Origin of the sequence: Enterococcus sp. DIV1537a, assembly GCF_051712085.1 — a bacterium.
In the GTDB taxonomy this organism is placed as follows: Bacteria; Bacillota; Bacilli; order Lactobacillales; family Enterococcaceae; genus Enterococcus; species Enterococcus faecalis.
The window spans coordinates 885209-902396 of the sequence record NZ_JBIOOE010000001.1 but is presented as its reverse complement, the minus strand read 5'-3'; the positions used below and the strand labels follow the sequence as shown (position 1 = coordinate 902396).

The window sequence follows — 17188 nt, the reverse complement described above, 5'->3', positions numbered from 1 at the left end:
TTACACACTCCCTTCTGGTCGTCTAATAAAGAGATAAACACCCGCTATCACGAATGTACTAATCGCTATCAAGTAAAACCACAAGCGTCCTATGCCACCAGTTTCAGGTAAAGGAACCTTTGCTTGGTTAGTAACATCTAAAGTAATTTGATTATTCTTCTCTCCAGAAATTAAAACATCTGCTACTTTTTCCCCATCTATCGTGACTGAACCATCTTCGCGAATTATTAATTCGATTGGTTCTTTTAACCCCTGATATCCTTCTGGCGTAAAGGTTTCTGTTAGGACATATTTCCCTGGTTTTAAGTTTTCAAAAACAAAAGTATCCGTTTCTTTGCCATCTTTTGGTAATTCAATATCCGTATCTGGTCCTGTTAAACGGAATTTCGCTCCTTTAAGTGGCGTCTGATTATCGGCTTTTTTATGAACCGTTAAGTCAAAAGGTTTCAAATGATTTTGATGTGTCAGTGTCCATTCTGGCGCATTTTCTTCAATATTTTTGCCTGCATAGTGAATTTCCCCATATTTATCAACAGTAAATTCATAATTTCCAGCAAGAGTGTCGTAGCCTAATGGTCCTGATTGTTCCACCATTCGATACTCACCAGGTTCACTAATTTTAAAATAGCTCAATCCTGCAGTATCTGTTTTTTGAGTTGTCACAGTTTGGTAACTTCCTTGAGCATTTTTTCTTTGCAACGCAAAAGTCGCCTCTGCTAAGTTCACTTGTTTGCCATTTTGCATGGTGTATTTTCTAATTCTGATTGGCAAAGAAGAAAATTTATTTTCAATTTCCAATGGAATAACTTGATTTGTGGTGGTCACTTCTTGTCCATCGATGCTTACTTTGCCTTGCTCACTCACCTCAATTTGCCAAGTCGTTTTCTTGCCTAACTCATGTCCTGCAGGTGCTTTTACTTCAGTTAATGTATAGCGTTCCCCTTTTTGTAGGCGCACATCTTTTGGCAAGGAATAGCTACCATCTTTATTGTCCACTAATGTTGTCTGAACATTTTTACCACTCAATTCAAAGACGGCTCCCACTAAGTTTTTCTCACCTGAGGAAGAATTTTTGATTACTTTTAAATCTAATGGCTTGAACTGCTTCGTGTTTTTCCAAGTAGTATCGTCGATTTTTTCTTGACTGTAACCAGGAACTGCTAATTCACGGGTTGTTTGATAATTGAAAGCTTGTCCTTGATTATTGTATTGGGGAAGCCCAAGAACTTCTTGATAGCTTTCATCCGCGGTTTTGGAAAGTTGGGTTACATTTTTGCGCTCCCAACTATTGCTGGTATCATTTTCTGGTTTTGATAATTTAATATACCCAGTTTGCCAGTTGGCTGTGTCAGTTACTTGCTTTCTACTAATTTCATAAATCACATTATCTGGCCGACTTGTTGGGTCTTGATCATACTCTTCCCAGATTTTTTTCACGTCTAACTTCACGCCAGGTGCTTTTCCAGAAGGAACCCCAAAATCAACTTTTTCAGGGGCCGTGGCTAATGGCTGAAACGTTGTCCGACCATTCATTTGATACCAAAAATCAGGTTTGAAGTTTTCTGACTCTGTTTGAATACGTACTTGATAATGAATTTGAATTTCTTGCCCTTTACCCAAATAAATCTCATTACTATTAATTGTAGTGCCTGTTAGCGACACTTCTGGTAATGTTTGAACCTGAACAGGACCCACACTTTTCATTGATAATGTATTTGGCTCGTATTTAAAAGGTTCAGCAATTGGATCAACTACTTTTCCGTTTACAACCGTTCCTGAAATCTGAACGGCTTTTTTCGCTAAATAATCAGAAATGTCTGGTGCATAATCCGCGGATTCATAATAAAGGTCTCCATTTTCATCGGCTGACACCATCTCGCGCATTTTATCTTCAACTTGTTGTTTAGATAAATTAGCTCGTGGATCGCTTTGCAATTGAATGCCCAATCCATGTATTTCAATCCCACGTTGTTTTAAGGCCATTGCCTCACCTATCGTGGCGATAAACGTACTGTTAATTCGTTTATTGATATTGTTTTGATCTGGCGCATTATAGCTACCAGAGATATAAGAAGTGCTACCTGGTTGGTCTTGTCGATTCGTAAATTGTGTCCCGTAAAAGCGACCATCCGCCTCTGTTTGAACTCGACTCACTTTATAAGAGAAGGTTGGGACGCCATCCGTTAAAAGTACAATGACTTTCTTATGTCCATTTGGCGTTGCTAACATATCACCAGCATCTCTTAATGCTTTTTGAGTGAAAGTTCCTCCTCTAGTGCTACTTGGCGTAATATTTTTAATTGGATTTTTGACTGTATCAAACGGCCCCATTTGAATGGCGTTGTTATTATAACCGTCACTTGAGTAGCCAACATAGCCCATGTTGATGTTATTGGTAATACCGCTATCTGCCAATGTATCAACAAAACGGTTCACTCCTTTTTGAACTTCACCAATCCGATTGTTTTCATTCATACTTCCGGACCAGTCAACGACTAAGACCAAATCCAATGGCGTGATTTCTTTTTGAACATTTCCACGCACATTAAGATATACATCAAAAAGCCCTGGTGTTGTTGTTTCTCTAGCATATTTTCGGATGGCATAATCAGCTTGGTCTCCTGTACCGCCATACTCAATATAAGAATTTGTGCGATTAGTAGGGTCCCCATTCCAACTCGTTTGACCATCCCATTGTGTACCACCGTCTTTATTCCCTTGATGGTTTAACACATTTTGATTGCCTGTGGGCTGCCAATTAGCTGTCGGATAAGTACCAGAATTATCCGTCGTGTATTGTGGTGCAATTAAAGGTAGTGCCAGATTCGCTCTCAAAGTGGCTGGCGCCATTCTTGCTTCTGCAAATGGATTGGTTACCTCTTCTGTTGCGGTCGGCTGTTCTGTTTTTTCTGGAGCCGAATCATTTTTGTTAGTTTCTTTCGTATTTTCTGGTACAGTTATTTTTTCTGGTTCAGTTGATTCTTTAGCAGAATCCTCTACTGTTATTTTTTCAGAAGTAACTGAAACATCATATTCGTTGTTTTCATACAATAACTTAGGTGGCTGAGCTGTTTGAAGCGAACTTTGCTCAACAGCTAACGAAAGCTGTACCGGCTTTTTTACTTGTGCGTCCAAAGTCAGATAAAGCGTACCATTAGTCACTTGGTAAGAATATCCGTCTTTTTCAATTACAGCAGTATCCATGAACTGTGCATTTTTCAATTGAATTTCTCGTTGTAATGGCTGCTCTGTTTGGTTGAGAAGATTTAACTCGATATTAATATTCGTTTTATCATTCTCATCTGTTATCATTTGAGCGGATGTAATTTCAACTTCTTTGGCTGTTTCTGCATAGCCAATGAGCGGTATGAAATAGGATGAGACAAGTAAAAAGACTACGCCGAAAACCCCAAATTTCTTTAGTAATTTAATGTCTGTTCTCTCCTTTCTTTTATGAATTAACAGTTAAATTAGAATTGCCTAGCACGTAAAATTTCATTATTCTAATCTGATAATTATTATACAGAGAAGGAGCTCATTAAATCACACCAGCTTTCATACCAAGCGGTTTCATTTCTGAAATTGCGTTATTGTTTCGATGATTGTTTCATTAAAGTAAAGGACTTGGGAGGAAACAATATGATTAGGTTTTTAGAAAAAAATTATCGGAAAATGGAAGAAATCATTCGTGTCTTATCCATTTCTGATAAATGGATGACTAAAAAAGAACTTGCAAAATATATTGGTAGTTCTGAGTCTACTTTTATTCGTTATATTGAGGAGATTAAACAGCGTTGGGGCGAAAGTTTAACCATTAAAACATCGCATAAATTAGGCTATCGTTTAGAAAACTTTAATGTGTCCTTATATTTAAACGTACTGACGGATATGGCAAAAACGTCAACGACCACCCAATTGCTCCATGAATTTATCCAAAATCCTGGCAAAACCATCGAATATTATTGCGATACCATCAATATTAGTCGCTCTTCTTTTGCTCGAAAATTGAAGCAGTGTAATCAGGTCTTGGAAACTTACTCTCTTCGCGTTATCGTTGATCAAGGCTATCAATTAACTAGCCAAACAGAAGAATTGCCTTTACGTATTTTTACAACCTTTTTCTTTTTAATGTATTATGGTCATTATGAATTGCCTTATCAATTAGATAAGCAGGAAATCAAACAATTAATGCGTCGTAATCAATGCCAATTAAATATTATTAGTATGGATAACAGTTATGAACACGATTTCTTTATTATGTATTTTATTGTTGATTTATTAAGAGAGCATCAAGGATTTCAACAACGTTTCCAGAAAAAAACAGATAAAAAGAGTCCGATTAAAATGGAAGATTATCTTTTACTCAGTCGTCATTTTACTGGGCTCAGCCGTGAAACCTATCGGGAAGTTCTCCGATATTTTCAAAGAGGCGCTTTTCAGCAATACTACTCCGAAGACCAAGAAGTCATCAGTCAAAGAATACGTGAAAATTTAAAATTTAATGCTTTTTCACAGATTGAACAATTAACAGAAGAAGTCGTCGACTTCGCTGTTCACTTGTTAACCTGTCTTTATTTGTTTTCTCAATTAGTGCCTTTTGACACCTCCGAATTGACACAAAGGGCCACCTTTTTCACTCGACAAATTCATTTTACTCAGCTTCACTTATATGCACGATTAAAAGCAGAATTGCATTTCTTTTCCGCTCTTTTAGAAACAAATCTATTAAACTATTCATCTTCTTATATTTTTTGGTTGCTTAATACTTTTCCAGAAATTAACCAGAGTTTCGACTCAAAAAAGATTTTGATTATTAGCGACATGGGCCTGAATCATAGTCAATATATTGGAAACTATGTCCACGATATTTTAGCTTTGCATCGGATTCGTTCAAATACGTTAGCAATTACGGAAGAACAATTAGGTGACCATCGACTCGAAGAATTTGACTTGATTATTACCAATCAACCAATTATTGAAACCAGTGTTCCAAGTATTTTAATTAATGATGCTATCTTATTTTCTAACAAAAGAGAATTGCTCGATTTATTAAACTTTTAACGTCTTAATGGTTTTCCCTATCTACCAAAAAGATAGCCCTTTTATCAAGAACCACGTAATGTGAGGTGCCATCATACAGAAGATATTTTTATTTTTCTGAAGTAAATATCCACCCGCATAGCGGGTGGCTTTTTAATAGCCCTAGAAGGGCTCGCTACCTGCTGCTCCCTTTAAGGGAGCTTTTTTTAGAGACTGCCAACCGCTACCATTCTATTCTTATCTAGTTGTTACTTCCTAAATGGATCTTTATACTCTCTTTTGTTTATACTATCCCTTACTCGATCTTCTGCTTCTTGTTCTCGTATATACTTAGCTATCGTTTTTTGGTTCAATCCTACAGTGCTCACATAATAGCCTTTTGACCAAAAGGATCGATTTCCATAATTGTATTTTAAATTCGCATGACGTTCATGAATGATTACTGCACTTCTTCCTTTTAAGAAACCCATAAAACCTGATACACTCAACTTCGGCGGAATTCTTACCAACATATGGATATGGTCGGGCATTGCATGCGCTTCAATGATTTCGACTTCTTTCATCTCACACAATTTCCTTAGTATTTTCCCTATATCTCGCCTCAATTGACCATAGATTACTTTTCTTCTATATTTTGGTGTAAACACAAGATGATACTTACAATTCCAACGAGTATGTGCTAAACTTTTATCGTCGTTCGACATTCAAAAACTCCTTTCGATTTGATAACGGTTGGTAGCCTTTATCTATTATATCGAAAGGAGTTTTTATCGCTAAAGCTCTGGCCTCCACGCGCAGTACGCGTGGTTTTTTTGTCGAAATCTCTTTAGAGATTTCGACTGACTAAAGTCATTAATAAAAAAGAAAATAGGACATAAGTCGAAATGACTTATGTCCTATTTTCACTCTTAAGATAATCAGCTAAACGAAACCAGCAAATTAAATTTCTGATTGATTCACTGGCCATCTTGTGTGACTTTTACTTGGCAAAATTAATGTAATGAAGATCACTAAAGTACCGATAAAAGGAAGTAAATAGAATAAAATCCACCAGTTACTGTGGTCGCGATCATGCAATCTTCTTGCTCGAACAGTAAAGTTTGCCAACCAAATTAAAGCAGTCAGCAAGAAAAAGATAATGGTCACAGTATTCCATTCTTTAATGATTGTTCCATCATTGGGTGTTACTTCAATATATCTGTAAACGCCCGTAATTGCTGAATAAATCCCTAACACCAAATAATTAATTAATTGTGGCCACCAATATTGTGCTCGTGTTGCTGACGCATTCATTGTTGTAATATTATTCCAGTATTCTCTATACGCGTTAAACATATTATCACCCCCGCATTAACTATTACAGAAGTCTTTCGTTTTGTCAAAGAATAACGTTATTTTATGCTGTTTAATGACACGTCCATGTGCCTTCCTTAAACTCACACGAAGCTGACTCTTCAGAAGAAGGAGTCAATGAAACTAACGGTTGCTGTTGTTTTTCTTCTGCGAGAATTTTTTGAATAGTTTGGCTGATTTGCTGTTTCGGTACTGCACCATTAATTAAATATTTTTGATTAATGATTAGTGCGGGAACTCCTTGTAAACCATAAGCAGAAGCTAGCGCAAAATCTTCTTGAACCGCCGTCCAAACAGCCTCGGAAGCAACAGCTTCTTTCCATAAAGCAAAATCAATCGTTGTCTCTTTTACTAGCTCCTCAATTACTTCTGGCTCTTCAATATTTAAACTTCTCATAAATAAACCTTCTTGTAACTTATCAAACAGTAACCAATAAGTGTCTTGGTTGCCAATGTATCCAGCTGCTTTTGCTGCTAATAATGCATTCTTTGATGTTGGAAAATCAAATCGTTGCTTCCTCATCCCTTCAATATTAAAACGATGCTTTGAATCGTTTTGATTGGCATGCACCCAATGCGTCAAAACTTCTTCTTTTACTGCTGATCGTGAGCCAAACATTGTTTCAAAATCGTTTGCTGACCATCCCAACGCAAACGACCGATGAATCAATTCAATTTCAGGAAATTCTTGTTGAATCTCATGCATGCGGTCAGACATTGGAAAACAAAAACTACAAATAACATCATGGAAAAATTCTATTTTCATCCTTACCCTCCAGTAACTCTTTTTTCAAAACAGATTGAACTAAATTTACCATTTTACTTACTAAAAGTAAACAAATGAAGCCAATTAAAAGAAAAAGGTGAAACAAAATGCGCTGTGGCTTTTGTCTCACCTGTTCTATCTACTTATTCTGATATGTCCATTCCATTACCCGCTCACCATTCGTATCTAATTCACCATTAAATACAAAACCAAGTTGTTGATACAACCGAATTGCTGAGCTGTTCGTATCATAAACACTCAAGTATAGCTTGTTTGTTTGGTATTTTTCTATTAGCATTAACATTAAAAGTCGACAGGCTGCTTTCCCATAACCTTGTCCTTGGAACCGTTGATCAATTAAAAAGCGGTCTAGCCAAACGCGCCCATCTTGCCAACGTCCATACATGGCATAGCCGATTAATTGATTGCCGTCATAAATACCTGCCGATTCCCATTCTGGAAATTGGTCCGATTCTTTTAGATTTTCTGCCATTGATTCAATGAAGGTTTGTTGTTCAGCGAAAACTTGTAGGTTTTCCACTGCTTTACGATTATCGCTTGTTACTTTTTCAAAATGTATTTCCATTATTTTCACCTAATTAGTTGTTATTTTCTGCATACTTGTATTCTTTCTTGCTTCTTATTTTAACATACTTATTTCCCTTTGCTTTCTCTAAATCTCTGTGATTATACGTTTCTCTTTTTTATGGGAAATCTTCCCTATAAATGGAGACTCTTTTCAAGAGATTTCTTTTTACACTACCCGTTTCAAATGATATAAATGATATATAGAGTGTTTTAACTATGTGCAACATGATTAAAAGTTAACTGTTGGGGAGCAGTTAACTTTTTCTTTTTAACCACAAAAGAGAGGATCCGCTGTGAGAAATAACTGCAGTGGATGCTCCCTTTTGTATATTATTTATTTACTAGCCGATAGTTGAAAACTTTCCCGTTACTCAGTAGTATCGATTTTGTCTTCTTGACTATCTAAAGAACGGTCAACTTTTTCGTCATAACTTTCCATGGAATTTTCATTTTTATGTTTCTGCTTATCGACCGTTTTATCGACTTTTTCTTTCTGTCGATCAATTGTTTTTTCCATCTCTTCGCCAGCCGAGGTACAACCACTCAGTAAAAGGAAACTTGTGAATAAAAACGCTGACAAGATAACTGTTTTTCCGATTTTTGTTTTCATAAACTCACCTCTCGTTTAATTTAAAAAAACGTCCCGATAAAACATTGTTCCCTTGATTATTTACTCACAATTAGCGAACGACTAAGACATTGCACAAAGCATGGTTAACCACATAATCTGTAGTAGAACCAATCAAGGTTCGTTGAATAGCACCTCTTCCCGTGGCACCTAGCACAATTAAATCTATGGCATAATTTTCAGAAATCGTGTTGGCAAGATAACGTTTTGGGCTCCCAAGCTCAACAATTTTTTTGACTGTTTTTACACCAATTTCACTCGCTTGTTTTGCCTTTTCAGTGAGCATCTCTTCTGACTTGTGTTTTTCTAAATCATACAATTCTTCAAAAGAAAATGGACTCGTCGTAAATTCAGCATCATTAATAATTGTAGCTAAATAAAGAGTGGCTTGTTCCTCTTTGGCAATCCTGACAGCTTCATGAAAAGCTTTTTCAGATTGATCTGAGCCATCAAGAGCAACCAAAATATGTTGATATACTGACATTTTATCCGCCTCCTTAACCAAATTAAGAATCAAAACTAACACAACAGCTGTGTTACATTTTAGTGGCTATCTGTTGTAATTTTTCCACGGTTAATGCTTGATAATTTGTTTCTTCAAGTAGTCCCGTTTGAATTTCAACAGAAACATCTTCCGTACATGTTTCTAAAAACATTGTGGCATAATCAAACTGTTGCTCTAAGAATGTTTCATACTCCAGTCGACAACGTAAAAATTCTTTCGCGGTATCCGAAACATGTAAACACATGCGGCGCTTATTCGCTTTCTTGGTTATCACAAAATAGGTTCCCTCTAAAATCGTGGTAATCTCTTCAATAATATACGCTGCATCTTTTACCATTCCGTCAATCCAGTCCTTTATTTGTTTTCAGTGTCGTTGCTTTTTTCTTTGTCGTCACTTAACAGCTCTTTAATTTTTTCACGATTGTCGTATAACTTTTTTCCTACGCCCACTAAGGCACCACCAGCCAATAACTTTGTTAAAAAGCCGCCATTTGCATTTGTTTTTTTGCCATGGTGTCCTTTTAAATGATGTCCCATCCTAGCCACCTCCATAATTTTTATTTCTATTACCTATGAACATTATCTCATATGTTTTCACAAAACGCACGTATAACAATAGTTTTTTAATCAAGGCTCGACCACTTTGTAAACTCATGACTTTTAATATGCCGAATCTCTTCAAATAAAATATGTGTATGTCCAACTTTTGCATACTCCATTGAACTCATCCCTTCAAAAACACCAACAATTGGCGGTTGAACACGGCCAAAATCATCCAATGTATTCAATTGGATTTCTAAAACCTGGTTATTTTTTAAAGACTGCTCTAAGTATTCTTCAATTTCTTCTGTTGTCTGTTGCGGTAAGCGTTCAAACGCTCTCTTAGAATATTCGTCAGAAGCTTCGATTCCTTCTTGTAACTCCCCCAATGCAAAAGCGGTCGCCCATTTCAGTTCAAAGGGCCGATCATGGTACTCATTATAAGGTGTAAATTCTTTTTTTGTTCGTTTCATGATGTTATCCTCCTAAACCGACATTTCCTCCAGCATGTCCACCGACTAATCCTGAACGATGAATTGCCGTCGCCCCTTCCAACAAAGAAGAGGCGTGAATTAAAGCTTGAAAGCCAAATTTTTGTCGGATTTTATCAATCAGATAGTTTAACTCCATTTCACTAATTTGCTCTTCTGGTTCCGAAAATAAATCTAATTGTAAAGATTCATTCCAAACTAATTTCCCATAAGAAAGCCCTAATTGCCGGACATCGGTTCCCGCTAGATAATGTTCTCTAAAAAGGGCTAATACATAGGTAATCAAAACTTTTGTATTGTTTGTTGCAGGAATCGTTTGTTGTTTTCGCCAACCAGTTCGTCCTTCGCAGTCAATTTGACCTTTGGAATAACCAACGTAGACTGTGATACATTCCGTTTGACAATGCGCTTTTCTTAAACGAGCAGCCACTTGTTCTGTCAGTTCCTTTAAGACTAGTTCAATCTGATCTCTTCGCGCATAATCTCTCGGTAAAATCTGACTATTCCCAAATGATTTTTCAGCTTTATGTTGCGCTTTTTTCCCTAAAAAGGTACGATCAATCCCCCATGAATGAGCATATAATTGAAGCCCCATCACGCCAAATGTTTCTTGTAAAAGATGCGGATTCGCTTGCGCTAACTCATATACAGAATCAATTCCTATGCGATTCAGTCGTTTAGCCATTCTGCGACCAATCCCACAAAAATCTGTCAAAGAAGGCAACTGCCAGACAGTATCTGGTACACGATCATACCGCCATTCTGCAATAAAATCTGGCGAATGTTTGGCGCCATTGTCCAACGCCAATTTAGCCAGTAACGGATTGTCCCCTATCCCAACGGTCACATAAATACCCACATGATTATAAACGACTCTTTGGATAATCCGAGCCATCTTATAGGCGGTTTCACAATGAAAATAACTTAAAGAAGCCGTTACATCAAGAAATGATTCATCTACACTAAACACAGAATGATCTTCATCTGCGACGAACTTTTTATATAAATTATTGATTTCTTGATTTTTTTTCATGTACAAATTCATTCGTGGCGGAACCACATATAAATCAGGATGAGCGGGCACTTGATTTTTACGCGTAACATTTGAAACACCTAAAACTTTTTTTGCCATTGGCGATGCTGATAAAACTAATCCCCCCGCATTTTCGGCATTACTCATCACTACCAACATCGTTTTCAACGGATCTAACCCACGTTCTGCGCATTCTACACTAGCGTAAAAACTTTTGCAATCAATACAAAGAATATCGCGACTAGGTTCTTTTTCATAATCAAATTTCACAAACATCACCTCACTTGCAAAATCATTATACGAACAAACGTTCGATTAATCAAGCGAACACTGTTTATTTTTTTGTTTTTTTCAAGAACGGTCGGTGGTAAATATCCACCCGCATAGCGGGTGGCTTTTTAATAGCCCTAGAAGGGCTCGCTACCTGCTGCTCCCTTTAAGGGAGCTTTTTTTAGAGACTGCCAACCGCTACCATTCTATTCTTATCTAGTTGTTACTTCCTAAATGGATCTTTATACTCTCTTTTGTTTATACTATCCCTTACTCGATCTTCTGCTTCTTGTTCTCGTATATACTTAGCTATCGTTTTTTGGTTCAATCCTACAGTGCTCACATAATAGCCTTTTGACCAAAAGGATCGATTTCCATAATTGTATTTTAAATTCGCATGACGTTCATGAATGATTACTGCACTTCTTCCTTTTAAGAAACCCATAAAACCTGATACACTCAACTTCGGCGGAATTCTTACCAACATATGGATATGGTCGGGCATTGCATGCGCTTCAATGATTTCGACTTCTTTCATCTCACACAATTTCCTTAGTATTTTCCCTATATCTCGCCTCAATTGACCATAGATTACTTTTCTTCTATATTTTGGTGTAAACACAAGATGATACTTACAATTCCAACGAGTATGTGCTAAACTTTTATCGTCGTTCGACATTCAAAAACTCCTTTCGATTTGATAACGGTTGGTAGCCTTTATCTATTATATCGAAAGGAGTTTTTATCGCTAAAGCTCTGGCCTCCACGCGCAGTACGCGTGGTTTTTTTGTCGAAATCTCTTTAGAGATTTCGACTGACTAAAGTCATTAATCAAAAAAATAAGTATTCGGAATTTTTATATTCCAAATACTTATTTTTTCTTTTACATCTTATTTCGATTTAAAAATAACGATAAAAAGCCCGTTCCTAACAGAATTATTGCTGAAACATAATAAGGGAAAAAGTGATTGATATCAAATAAAGCTCCTGCTGCCATTGGTCCTAAAATATTACCAAAACTTGTAAATGTCGAATTTAGTCCGTTGATGGTTCCTTGTTGATCTCCAGCATGTTTGGATAAATAAGTAGTTACTGCTGGTCTAAACAAGTCAAACGCTAAAAAGACAATAAACGTTGAAAATACAACAACTAAATTATTTTTTGTAAAGGCAATCACGGCAATAAAAATGGCACTTGCAAAAAAGGTTAATTGGATTAAACCCATTTCACCTATTTTTTGGACGATTGCATCAAAGAAAAACAACTGACAAATCAACGCTAAAATACCACTAACCGTAATCACGATTGCTATTTCACTTGTGGTAAAGCCAAAATTAATAGTCGCCATAATACTATAAATAGATTCGAACGCTTGCAGGCCAAAAGAGGAAATTAAGATAATCACAAATAATGAGGTAAACATTGGATTTCTTAAAATATCCATAAATGAACCTTTTTTCGCTTCAACAGCGGCTAAAATTCGTTTCTCTGGCTCCTTCAAAACAGTTAATGTCAAAATAAAACCAATAAACGCTAAAAATGCGGCTGCAAAAAACGGGGCGCGAATACCTAAATAAGCAATAAAACCACCAACTCCTGGTCCGATAATAAAACCACCACTAATTGCAGCTGACACAAGTCCCATCGCTTTCGGACGTTCAGAAATCGTGGTCATATCTGCCACAAAAGCTGTCACTGACGGCATTAATAAAGCGGCGGCAATCCCACCTAAACCACGAGAAATATAAAAACCGCTTTTCGCTTGGGCTAAACCAAATAATAACTCAGAAATTGAAAAAACCAACATGCCCGTCGCAATCATTTTTTTTCGACCAATTTTATCCGAAAGGACACCTGCGATTGGCGATGTGATTAATTGGGCAATCGCAAAAATAGAAATCATCATTCCCATTGTGGTACCAGAAAAATGCATTTCTTCTTTTAATTGGGGAATTACGGGAATGACTAGGCCTACGCCTAGAAAAACAAGAAATAAGTTAGAAATTGCTAAGTACATCATACTATTTTTTTTCGTCATAATTTGCCTCCTCCATAAAAAAACAGCCATCAAAAATGGCTATTTCTGTTTCTTTGTATGTACTTTCTTTGACAGTGTTTCGGCTGAAACACTCGTTGAGTCATTGAGATACATTTTACACTAATTCGCTGAAAATTTCACTAGTTTTTACTTATTTTTTTAAAGGAAATTGTTATTTTTTAAAGACATAACTTAAGTATCCAAGTATTTAATGAATCGCTTTTGTTTTTTATCAGAAACATAGCCAATGTGTTCATAAAATTGATGTGCTGCTGTACGCTGTTCCCCTGAATTTAAGCGAATCGCACACAAGTTATACTTTTTAGCTTCCGTTTCTAGTTTCGTCATTAATTGTTTGCCAATTCCACGGCCTTCTGCTTCTTTTGCCACTGCTAATCCCAGAACGTTCAATAACGTTTGGGAATAAATTGTTTCATACAGTTGGGCATGCACATAGCCTAAAATCTTGCCTGTCTTCGTTTCTTCATAAACATATAAAAACTCTCTGTCACTGGCTAGTAGTAATTTCTCAATCTGTTTACAGGTCACGTCAACGGGAACTTCATAGCCCAATTGTTCTTTATTAATGATAGTTAACGCCGCTGCATCTGTTGGCTTCATTTTTCTAATCAAGGGTAACAACCTCCTTTACATTCTTACTTAAATAATAACGAAAGCATAATATCTGCAAAATCATTTAATTCTGAATCATTGTATTGCTCTAACAAAACTGTTTCGCCTCGATACTCTTTTAAAGCTAGTTGTATCAGCGAATGATAATTAGTAGGAAAATGTACTAGGCCCCATTCCCCTCCAGCCCTTTTTGATAAAATTTTATTCTCTTGCTTAAATGCCATTACTCTACACATATTTAAAATAACGTACATAGGTTGTTGAACAATTTCTTTTTTTGCCTCTTTCACATCAGCTACAATACTTTCAAAATATTTCTTTTGATCTATCCAGCCAAAAACGGAATCAATCGGTTTTCCTACGAGTACTTTTCCATATAATTTTGTAATCATAAGATGTGCCACTAGATCCTCATCGTATCCCATCATATCTTCAATATATTTATTTTTATTAGTCAGATATCTGGAACGATGTATCGGAGAAAAATGTAAATCGAAGGGAATCGGATAACTCAAATTTATTGTATCTTTTAATTGTAGCACATGGAATTCTATCCCTTTTTTTGGTGCCCACTTATCTAAAATATTAATTGTATAATCTAATAATTGTTTCTTCTCATCAATAGTAAGCTTTTCATAAACCACAATCAGTACATCCAAATCACTTACTGAATGACAATAGGTTCCAAAAGCATAAGAACCATGAAGATATATTCCAACTAAATTTTCTTTTATTATTTTCATATATCCATTTTCCGTTTGAGCCAATAATTGATGAACCACGATTATTCCTCCATTATTGATTGACAATTGCTATAGTTTTTTCGATAAATAAAGAACTAACGCATCATCATTAACACACCGATTGTTTGGTTTCAGCTGCTTATTTTGAAACCAGACTCCTGAACCATCTGGCACATATCCCTGTTTGATATATAATCTTTGCGCTGCACCATAACCAGGATGCAGGCCTACTCCCAAGGAAACAGTATCTGCATAACTTTTGGCAACATTTTCTGCACGATTTAATAATAACCGCCCCACTCCTTGTTTTTGAAATGACAAGAAAACATTGAAATCAGCTATTTCAGGATATAAATTTTTAAAAGGTCCTTCCTTAGCTAATGGCAGTAACGTCACATAACCTAACAGCGTTGCCTTTTTCTCCGCTACAAAAACCGTTCGTTGCTTGACTAATTGTTCTTCTAAATAGTTCATTAAAATCTCTTGGCGACTTGGCCAACCTTGTTGGGCAAATTGAGTATCCAGCGCTAAGATATCTTTCTCTTGCATTTCTCTAATAACCACTAGCTCAGACATTAGCATTCCCTCCCGAAAAGCGTTTTCATTTTATAAAACGAAGCGAATAATTCTTCGCTCCCTTATTCATTTTCAAAAACCATCGAGTTGATGATATTTGGGCAAAACAGCAACACATGTTTCTTCTGAATTAACAGCAATAACGAACCCTTGCCATAAGGACCACGTCACCGCTTCACCTAATTTCTCTTTCACTCGTTGAATCATTTCAGCTTGCGTTAAGTCTCGAGCAGGGAAATGTTGAACTTTATCGTTACTGATTAAAAAAATAAATGATTCTGAAAAAGCTGTCATGACTTCAGGTGGTAAATTTTTTAATCGTTCTTGGTAATCCATTGAAACCACTCCTTCTTTTTTATCATACCACAACATCCATTTCTCTAAAAAGCGCAGCACTTACTACTGAATATCTGCTAAAATTTGCCTGATAATCTGCTTTTCAGACAGTTGTTCAGATAACCGCTTTTCTCCCGGAAGCTCTAAATAATCTTCTGGTAGCCACCAACGTTTCATTTCCACGACACCAAATTCTTGATTCTTGTTTCTCTGGCTATGTCTTTTCAGCGTTTCTTCAAAAGAAATATCAAAATAATAAACCTGAACGTTTCCTTCAAAGAGATGGATTATTTCCTGAAAAAAGGAATGATAAATGGCTTTTTGAAAAATCCCTTCAACAATCACATACTGGCATTCTTGATAACCAAAAGCTACCAACTGTTTTAACAAAGCAATACTTAGATTACCTGTTTCATCTTTAACACGAAGCATTTCTCTGCGCACCACATCTTGAGAAATCAATAACGATTGTTCTTTAAGACACTGATGAAGCGCTTTAGCTATCGTTGTTTTACCACTACCAGAATTACCACGTAAAATAATTAATTTCGGTTGCATCTGTTTCCCTCCATTTTCTTGATTGTTGAAAACAAGCAGAAAAGAGCAAAAAACTTGGAAAAAACTCTCCAAGTTTTGCTGTTATTTTGATGAATGTTTCGTTGAATCTCGCTGAATGAATTCCGTTCCGACAATAATTTTTCTAGGAACTGGTGGGGTATTCAAGCATAACTCTTTAATTGTCTCAACGGCTAGCTCACCCATCCATTCAGTATGAACTTTAACTGTTGTTAATGTTGGTGAAACATATTTTGCGACACTAATATCATTAAAACCAATGATAGAAATATCTTCTGGCACACGAATGGCTGCTTCTTGTAACGCCCGCATCGCACCAATTGCCAACGTATCACTTGCAGCGAAAAAAGCGGTTGGACGAGTGTCCGCTTTTTCAATAAAGTCTTTCATCGCTTGATAGCCTTCTTCAACAGAAAAAGCTGCTTCGACAACCCATTCTTGATGATAAAGGTCCAAATCTTTTAAGGTTTCTTTAAAAGCGACAAAACGTGGATCAACCAATGCCACGCGGGACTCTTTCGTATATTCTTGCCCAGAAAGCATACCGATTTTCTGATGCCCTTGCGCCAAAAATTCTTGCACAATTGTTTTAACACTTCCAGCAAAATCAACAACAATGGAGTTTTGGCCAAAAGCCATTGCATCAAAGTCTACAAATAGAAGAGGTGCGCCTAAGGCGGCTAAGGCCGCCACTTGCTTTTCATCAAATTTTCCTAGGGCAATTGTCCCGTCAAATCTTTTTTGAGACAGGTTTGTCAGAGATTCTTTGACTAAAAGAAAACCCAATTCCTCTGCCCGCTTTTCAACACCTAAACGAATCGATAAATAGTAAATATCATCCAGTTCTTCTGGATCGCTGAACCATTGGACAAACCGAATTTTCTTTTTGCCTGCTTGTTTTTTTCTGGCTCGCTTTTTATAATTTAACGTTTCTGCTGTTTCAAATATTTTCTTCTTCGTTTCATCACTAACTGATAATGTTTCATCATAGTTCAAAACTCTCGAAACTGTCGCTGAAGAAACACCGACTTGCTCTGCTATATCTTTAATGGTTACGATGTTCCTCACCTCA

At 36.5% G+C, this 17188-nt stretch carries 20 protein-coding genes; 1 reads left to right on the top strand and 19 read right to left on the bottom strand.

Going from position 1 to position 17188, the window contains the following annotated elements; translation table 11 throughout:
* On the bottom strand, positions 1-3465 hold the full coding sequence (ebpA, locus tag IGJ41_RS04540; RefSeq protein ID WP_173963627.1) for an endocarditis and biofilm-associated pilus tip protein EbpA: 3465 nt from the start codon (positions 3463-3465) through the stop codon (positions 1-3).
* Positions 3466-3639: 174 nt separating this feature from the next.
* On the opposite strand from ebpA, the gene IGJ41_RS04535 reads away from it, so the two are divergent.
* Positions 3640-5061 (top strand): helix-turn-helix domain-containing protein, encoded by a 1422-nt coding sequence (locus IGJ41_RS04535; RefSeq protein WP_002382000.1) that lies wholly within the window; start codon positions 3640-3642, stop codon positions 5059-5061.
* A gap of 227 nt (positions 5062-5288) precedes the next feature.
* Here the strand turns inward: IGJ41_RS04535 and tnpA (IGJ41_RS04530) are convergent, their stop codons facing one another.
* The 18 genes from tnpA (IGJ41_RS04530) to IGJ41_RS04445 form a co-directional block, all read right to left on the bottom strand.
* On the bottom strand, positions 5289-5744 hold the full coding sequence (gene tnpA / locus IGJ41_RS04530) for an IS200/IS605 family transposase (protein ID WP_002411089.1): 456 nt from the start codon (positions 5742-5744) through the stop codon (positions 5289-5291).
* A gap of 235 nt (positions 5745-5979) precedes the next feature.
* Positions 5980-6375 carry a DUF805 domain-containing protein gene (locus tag IGJ41_RS04525; RefSeq protein WP_002358131.1) on the bottom strand — a complete coding sequence of 132 codons (396 nt, stop codon included), beginning with the start codon at positions 6373-6375 and terminating at the stop codon, positions 5980-5982.
* Positions 6376-6445: 70 nt separating this feature from the next.
* Positions 6446-7159, bottom strand: a complete 714-nt coding sequence (locus IGJ41_RS04520; protein WP_002365483.1) for a DsbA family oxidoreductase — start codon at positions 7157-7159, stop codon at positions 6446-6448.
* A gap of 139 nt (positions 7160-7298) precedes the next feature.
* The gene (locus tag IGJ41_RS04515; RefSeq protein ID WP_002390030.1) at positions 7299-7745 is read right to left on the bottom strand and encodes a GNAT family N-acetyltransferase; all 447 of its coding nucleotides are present in this window, start codon (positions 7743-7745) and stop codon (positions 7299-7301) included.
* 369 nt (positions 7746-8114) lie between these two features.
* Entirely contained in the window at positions 8115-8357 is a 243-nt protein-coding gene (locus IGJ41_RS04510) for a hypothetical protein (RefSeq protein ID WP_002358134.1), read from the bottom strand.
* Positions 8358-8427: 70 nt separating this feature from the next.
* Complete coding sequence (locus IGJ41_RS04505; RefSeq protein WP_002391595.1) at positions 8428-8859, bottom strand: universal stress protein; 432 nt, start codon at positions 8857-8859, stop codon at positions 8428-8430.
* Between the two features lie 52 nt (positions 8860-8911).
* The gene (locus tag IGJ41_RS04500; protein WP_002358136.1) at positions 8912-9217 is read right to left on the bottom strand and encodes a hypothetical protein; all 306 of its coding nucleotides are present in this window, start codon (positions 9215-9217) and stop codon (positions 8912-8914) included.
* A 17-nt stretch (positions 9218-9234) separates the two neighbouring features.
* On the bottom strand, positions 9235-9432 hold the full coding sequence (locus IGJ41_RS04495) for a hypothetical protein (protein ID WP_002360617.1): 198 nt from the start codon (positions 9430-9432) through the stop codon (positions 9235-9237).
* A 71-nt stretch (positions 9433-9503) separates the two neighbouring features.
* Positions 9504-9893 carry a hypothetical protein gene (locus tag IGJ41_RS04490; RefSeq protein WP_002358138.1) on the bottom strand — a complete coding sequence of 130 codons (390 nt, stop codon included), beginning with the start codon at positions 9891-9893 and terminating at the stop codon, positions 9504-9506.
* A gap of 4 nt (positions 9894-9897) precedes the next feature.
* Positions 9898-11220 carry a Y-family DNA polymerase gene (locus IGJ41_RS04485; RefSeq protein WP_024797167.1) on the bottom strand — a complete coding sequence of 441 codons (1323 nt, stop codon included), beginning with the start codon at positions 11218-11220 and terminating at the stop codon, positions 9898-9900.
* A gap of 217 nt (positions 11221-11437) precedes the next feature.
* The gene (tnpA, locus tag IGJ41_RS04480; protein ID WP_002411089.1) at positions 11438-11893 is read right to left on the bottom strand and encodes an IS200/IS605 family transposase; all 456 of its coding nucleotides are present in this window, start codon (positions 11891-11893) and stop codon (positions 11438-11440) included.
* Between the two features lie 204 nt (positions 11894-12097).
* Positions 12098-13252 carry a multidrug efflux MFS transporter EmeA gene (gene emeA, locus IGJ41_RS04475; protein WP_173964005.1) on the bottom strand — a complete coding sequence of 385 codons (1155 nt, stop codon included), beginning with the start codon at positions 13250-13252 and terminating at the stop codon, positions 12098-12100.
* A gap of 192 nt (positions 13253-13444) precedes the next feature.
* On the bottom strand, positions 13445-13885 hold the full coding sequence (locus IGJ41_RS04470) for a GNAT family N-acetyltransferase (protein ID WP_010712279.1): 441 nt from the start codon (positions 13883-13885) through the stop codon (positions 13445-13447).
* Positions 13886-13908: 23 nt separating this feature from the next.
* Positions 13909-14667 (bottom strand): aminoglycoside adenylyltransferase domain-containing protein, encoded by a 759-nt coding sequence (locus IGJ41_RS04465; RefSeq protein WP_162782997.1) that lies wholly within the window; start codon positions 14665-14667, stop codon positions 13909-13911.
* Positions 14668-14697: 30 nt separating this feature from the next.
* Positions 14698-15210: a GNAT family N-acetyltransferase gene (locus tag IGJ41_RS04460; protein ID WP_016626404.1), complete on the bottom strand. Its 513-nt coding sequence runs from the start codon at positions 15208-15210 to the stop codon at positions 14698-14700.
* A 66-nt stretch (positions 15211-15276) separates the two neighbouring features.
* The gene (locus IGJ41_RS04455; protein WP_002390034.1) at positions 15277-15576 is read right to left on the bottom strand and encodes a hypothetical protein; all 300 of its coding nucleotides are present in this window, start codon (positions 15574-15576) and stop codon (positions 15277-15279) included.
* Between the two features lie 27 nt (positions 15577-15603).
* Entirely contained in the window at positions 15604-16170 is a 567-nt protein-coding gene (locus tag IGJ41_RS04450; protein ID WP_002408620.1) for a kinase, read from the bottom strand.
* A 9-nt stretch (positions 16171-16179) separates the two neighbouring features.
* Positions 16180-17184, bottom strand: a complete 1005-nt coding sequence (locus IGJ41_RS04445) for a LacI family DNA-binding transcriptional regulator (RefSeq protein ID WP_438713939.1) — start codon at positions 17182-17184, stop codon at positions 16180-16182.
* Positions 17185-17188 lie beyond the last annotated feature (4 nt).

Excerpts from the sequence above, each read along its gene's own strand:
- IGJ41_RS04495 (WP_002360617.1), bottom strand. The coding sequence starts at position 9,432 with ATGGAGGTGGCTAGGATGGGACATCATTTAAAAGGACACCATGGCAAA.
- IGJ41_RS04460 (WP_016626404.1), bottom strand. The coding sequence starts at position 15,210 with ATGCTAATGTCTGAGCTAGTGGTTATTAGAGAAATGCAAGAGAAAGAT.
- IGJ41_RS04505 (WP_002391595.1), bottom strand. The coding sequence starts at position 8,859 with ATGTCAGTATATCAACATATTTTGGTTGCTCTTGATGGCTCAGATCAA.
- IGJ41_RS04490 (WP_002358138.1), bottom strand. The coding sequence starts at position 9,893 with ATGAAACGAACAAAAAAAGAATTTACACCTTATAATGAGTACCATGAT.
- IGJ41_RS04485 (WP_024797167.1), bottom strand. The coding sequence starts at position 11,220 with ATGTTTGTGAAATTTGATTATGAAAAAGAACCTAGTCGCGATATTCTT.
- emeA (WP_173964005.1), bottom strand. The coding sequence starts at position 13,252 with ATGACGAAAAAAAATAGTATGATGTACTTAGCAATTTCTAACTTATTT.
- IGJ41_RS04500 (WP_002358136.1), bottom strand. The coding sequence starts at position 9,217 with ATGGTAAAAGATGCAGCGTATATTATTGAAGAGATTACCACGATTTTA.
- IGJ41_RS04520 (WP_002365483.1), bottom strand. The coding sequence starts at position 7,159 with ATGAAAATAGAATTTTTCCATGATGTTATTTGTAGTTTTTGTTTTCCA.
- IGJ41_RS04535 (WP_002382000.1), top strand. The coding sequence starts at position 3,640 with ATGATTAGGTTTTTAGAAAAAAATTATCGGAAAATGGAAGAAATCATT.
- IGJ41_RS04525 (WP_002358131.1), bottom strand. The coding sequence starts at position 6,375 with ATGTTTAACGCGTATAGAGAATACTGGAATAATATTACAACAATGAAT.
- tnpA (WP_002411089.1), bottom strand. The coding sequence starts at position 5,744 with ATGTCGAACGACGATAAAAGTTTAGCACATACTCGTTGGAATTGTAAG.
- IGJ41_RS04515 (WP_002390030.1), bottom strand. The coding sequence starts at position 7,745 with ATGGAAATACATTTTGAAAAAGTAACAAGCGATAATCGTAAAGCAGTG.
- IGJ41_RS04455 (WP_002390034.1), bottom strand. The coding sequence starts at position 15,576 with ATGTTGTGGTATGATAAAAAAGAAGGAGTGGTTTCAATGGATTACCAA.
- IGJ41_RS04510 (WP_002358134.1), bottom strand. The coding sequence starts at position 8,357 with ATGAAAACAAAAATCGGAAAAACAGTTATCTTGTCAGCGTTTTTATTC.
- tnpA (WP_002411089.1), bottom strand. The coding sequence starts at position 11,893 with ATGTCGAACGACGATAAAAGTTTAGCACATACTCGTTGGAATTGTAAG.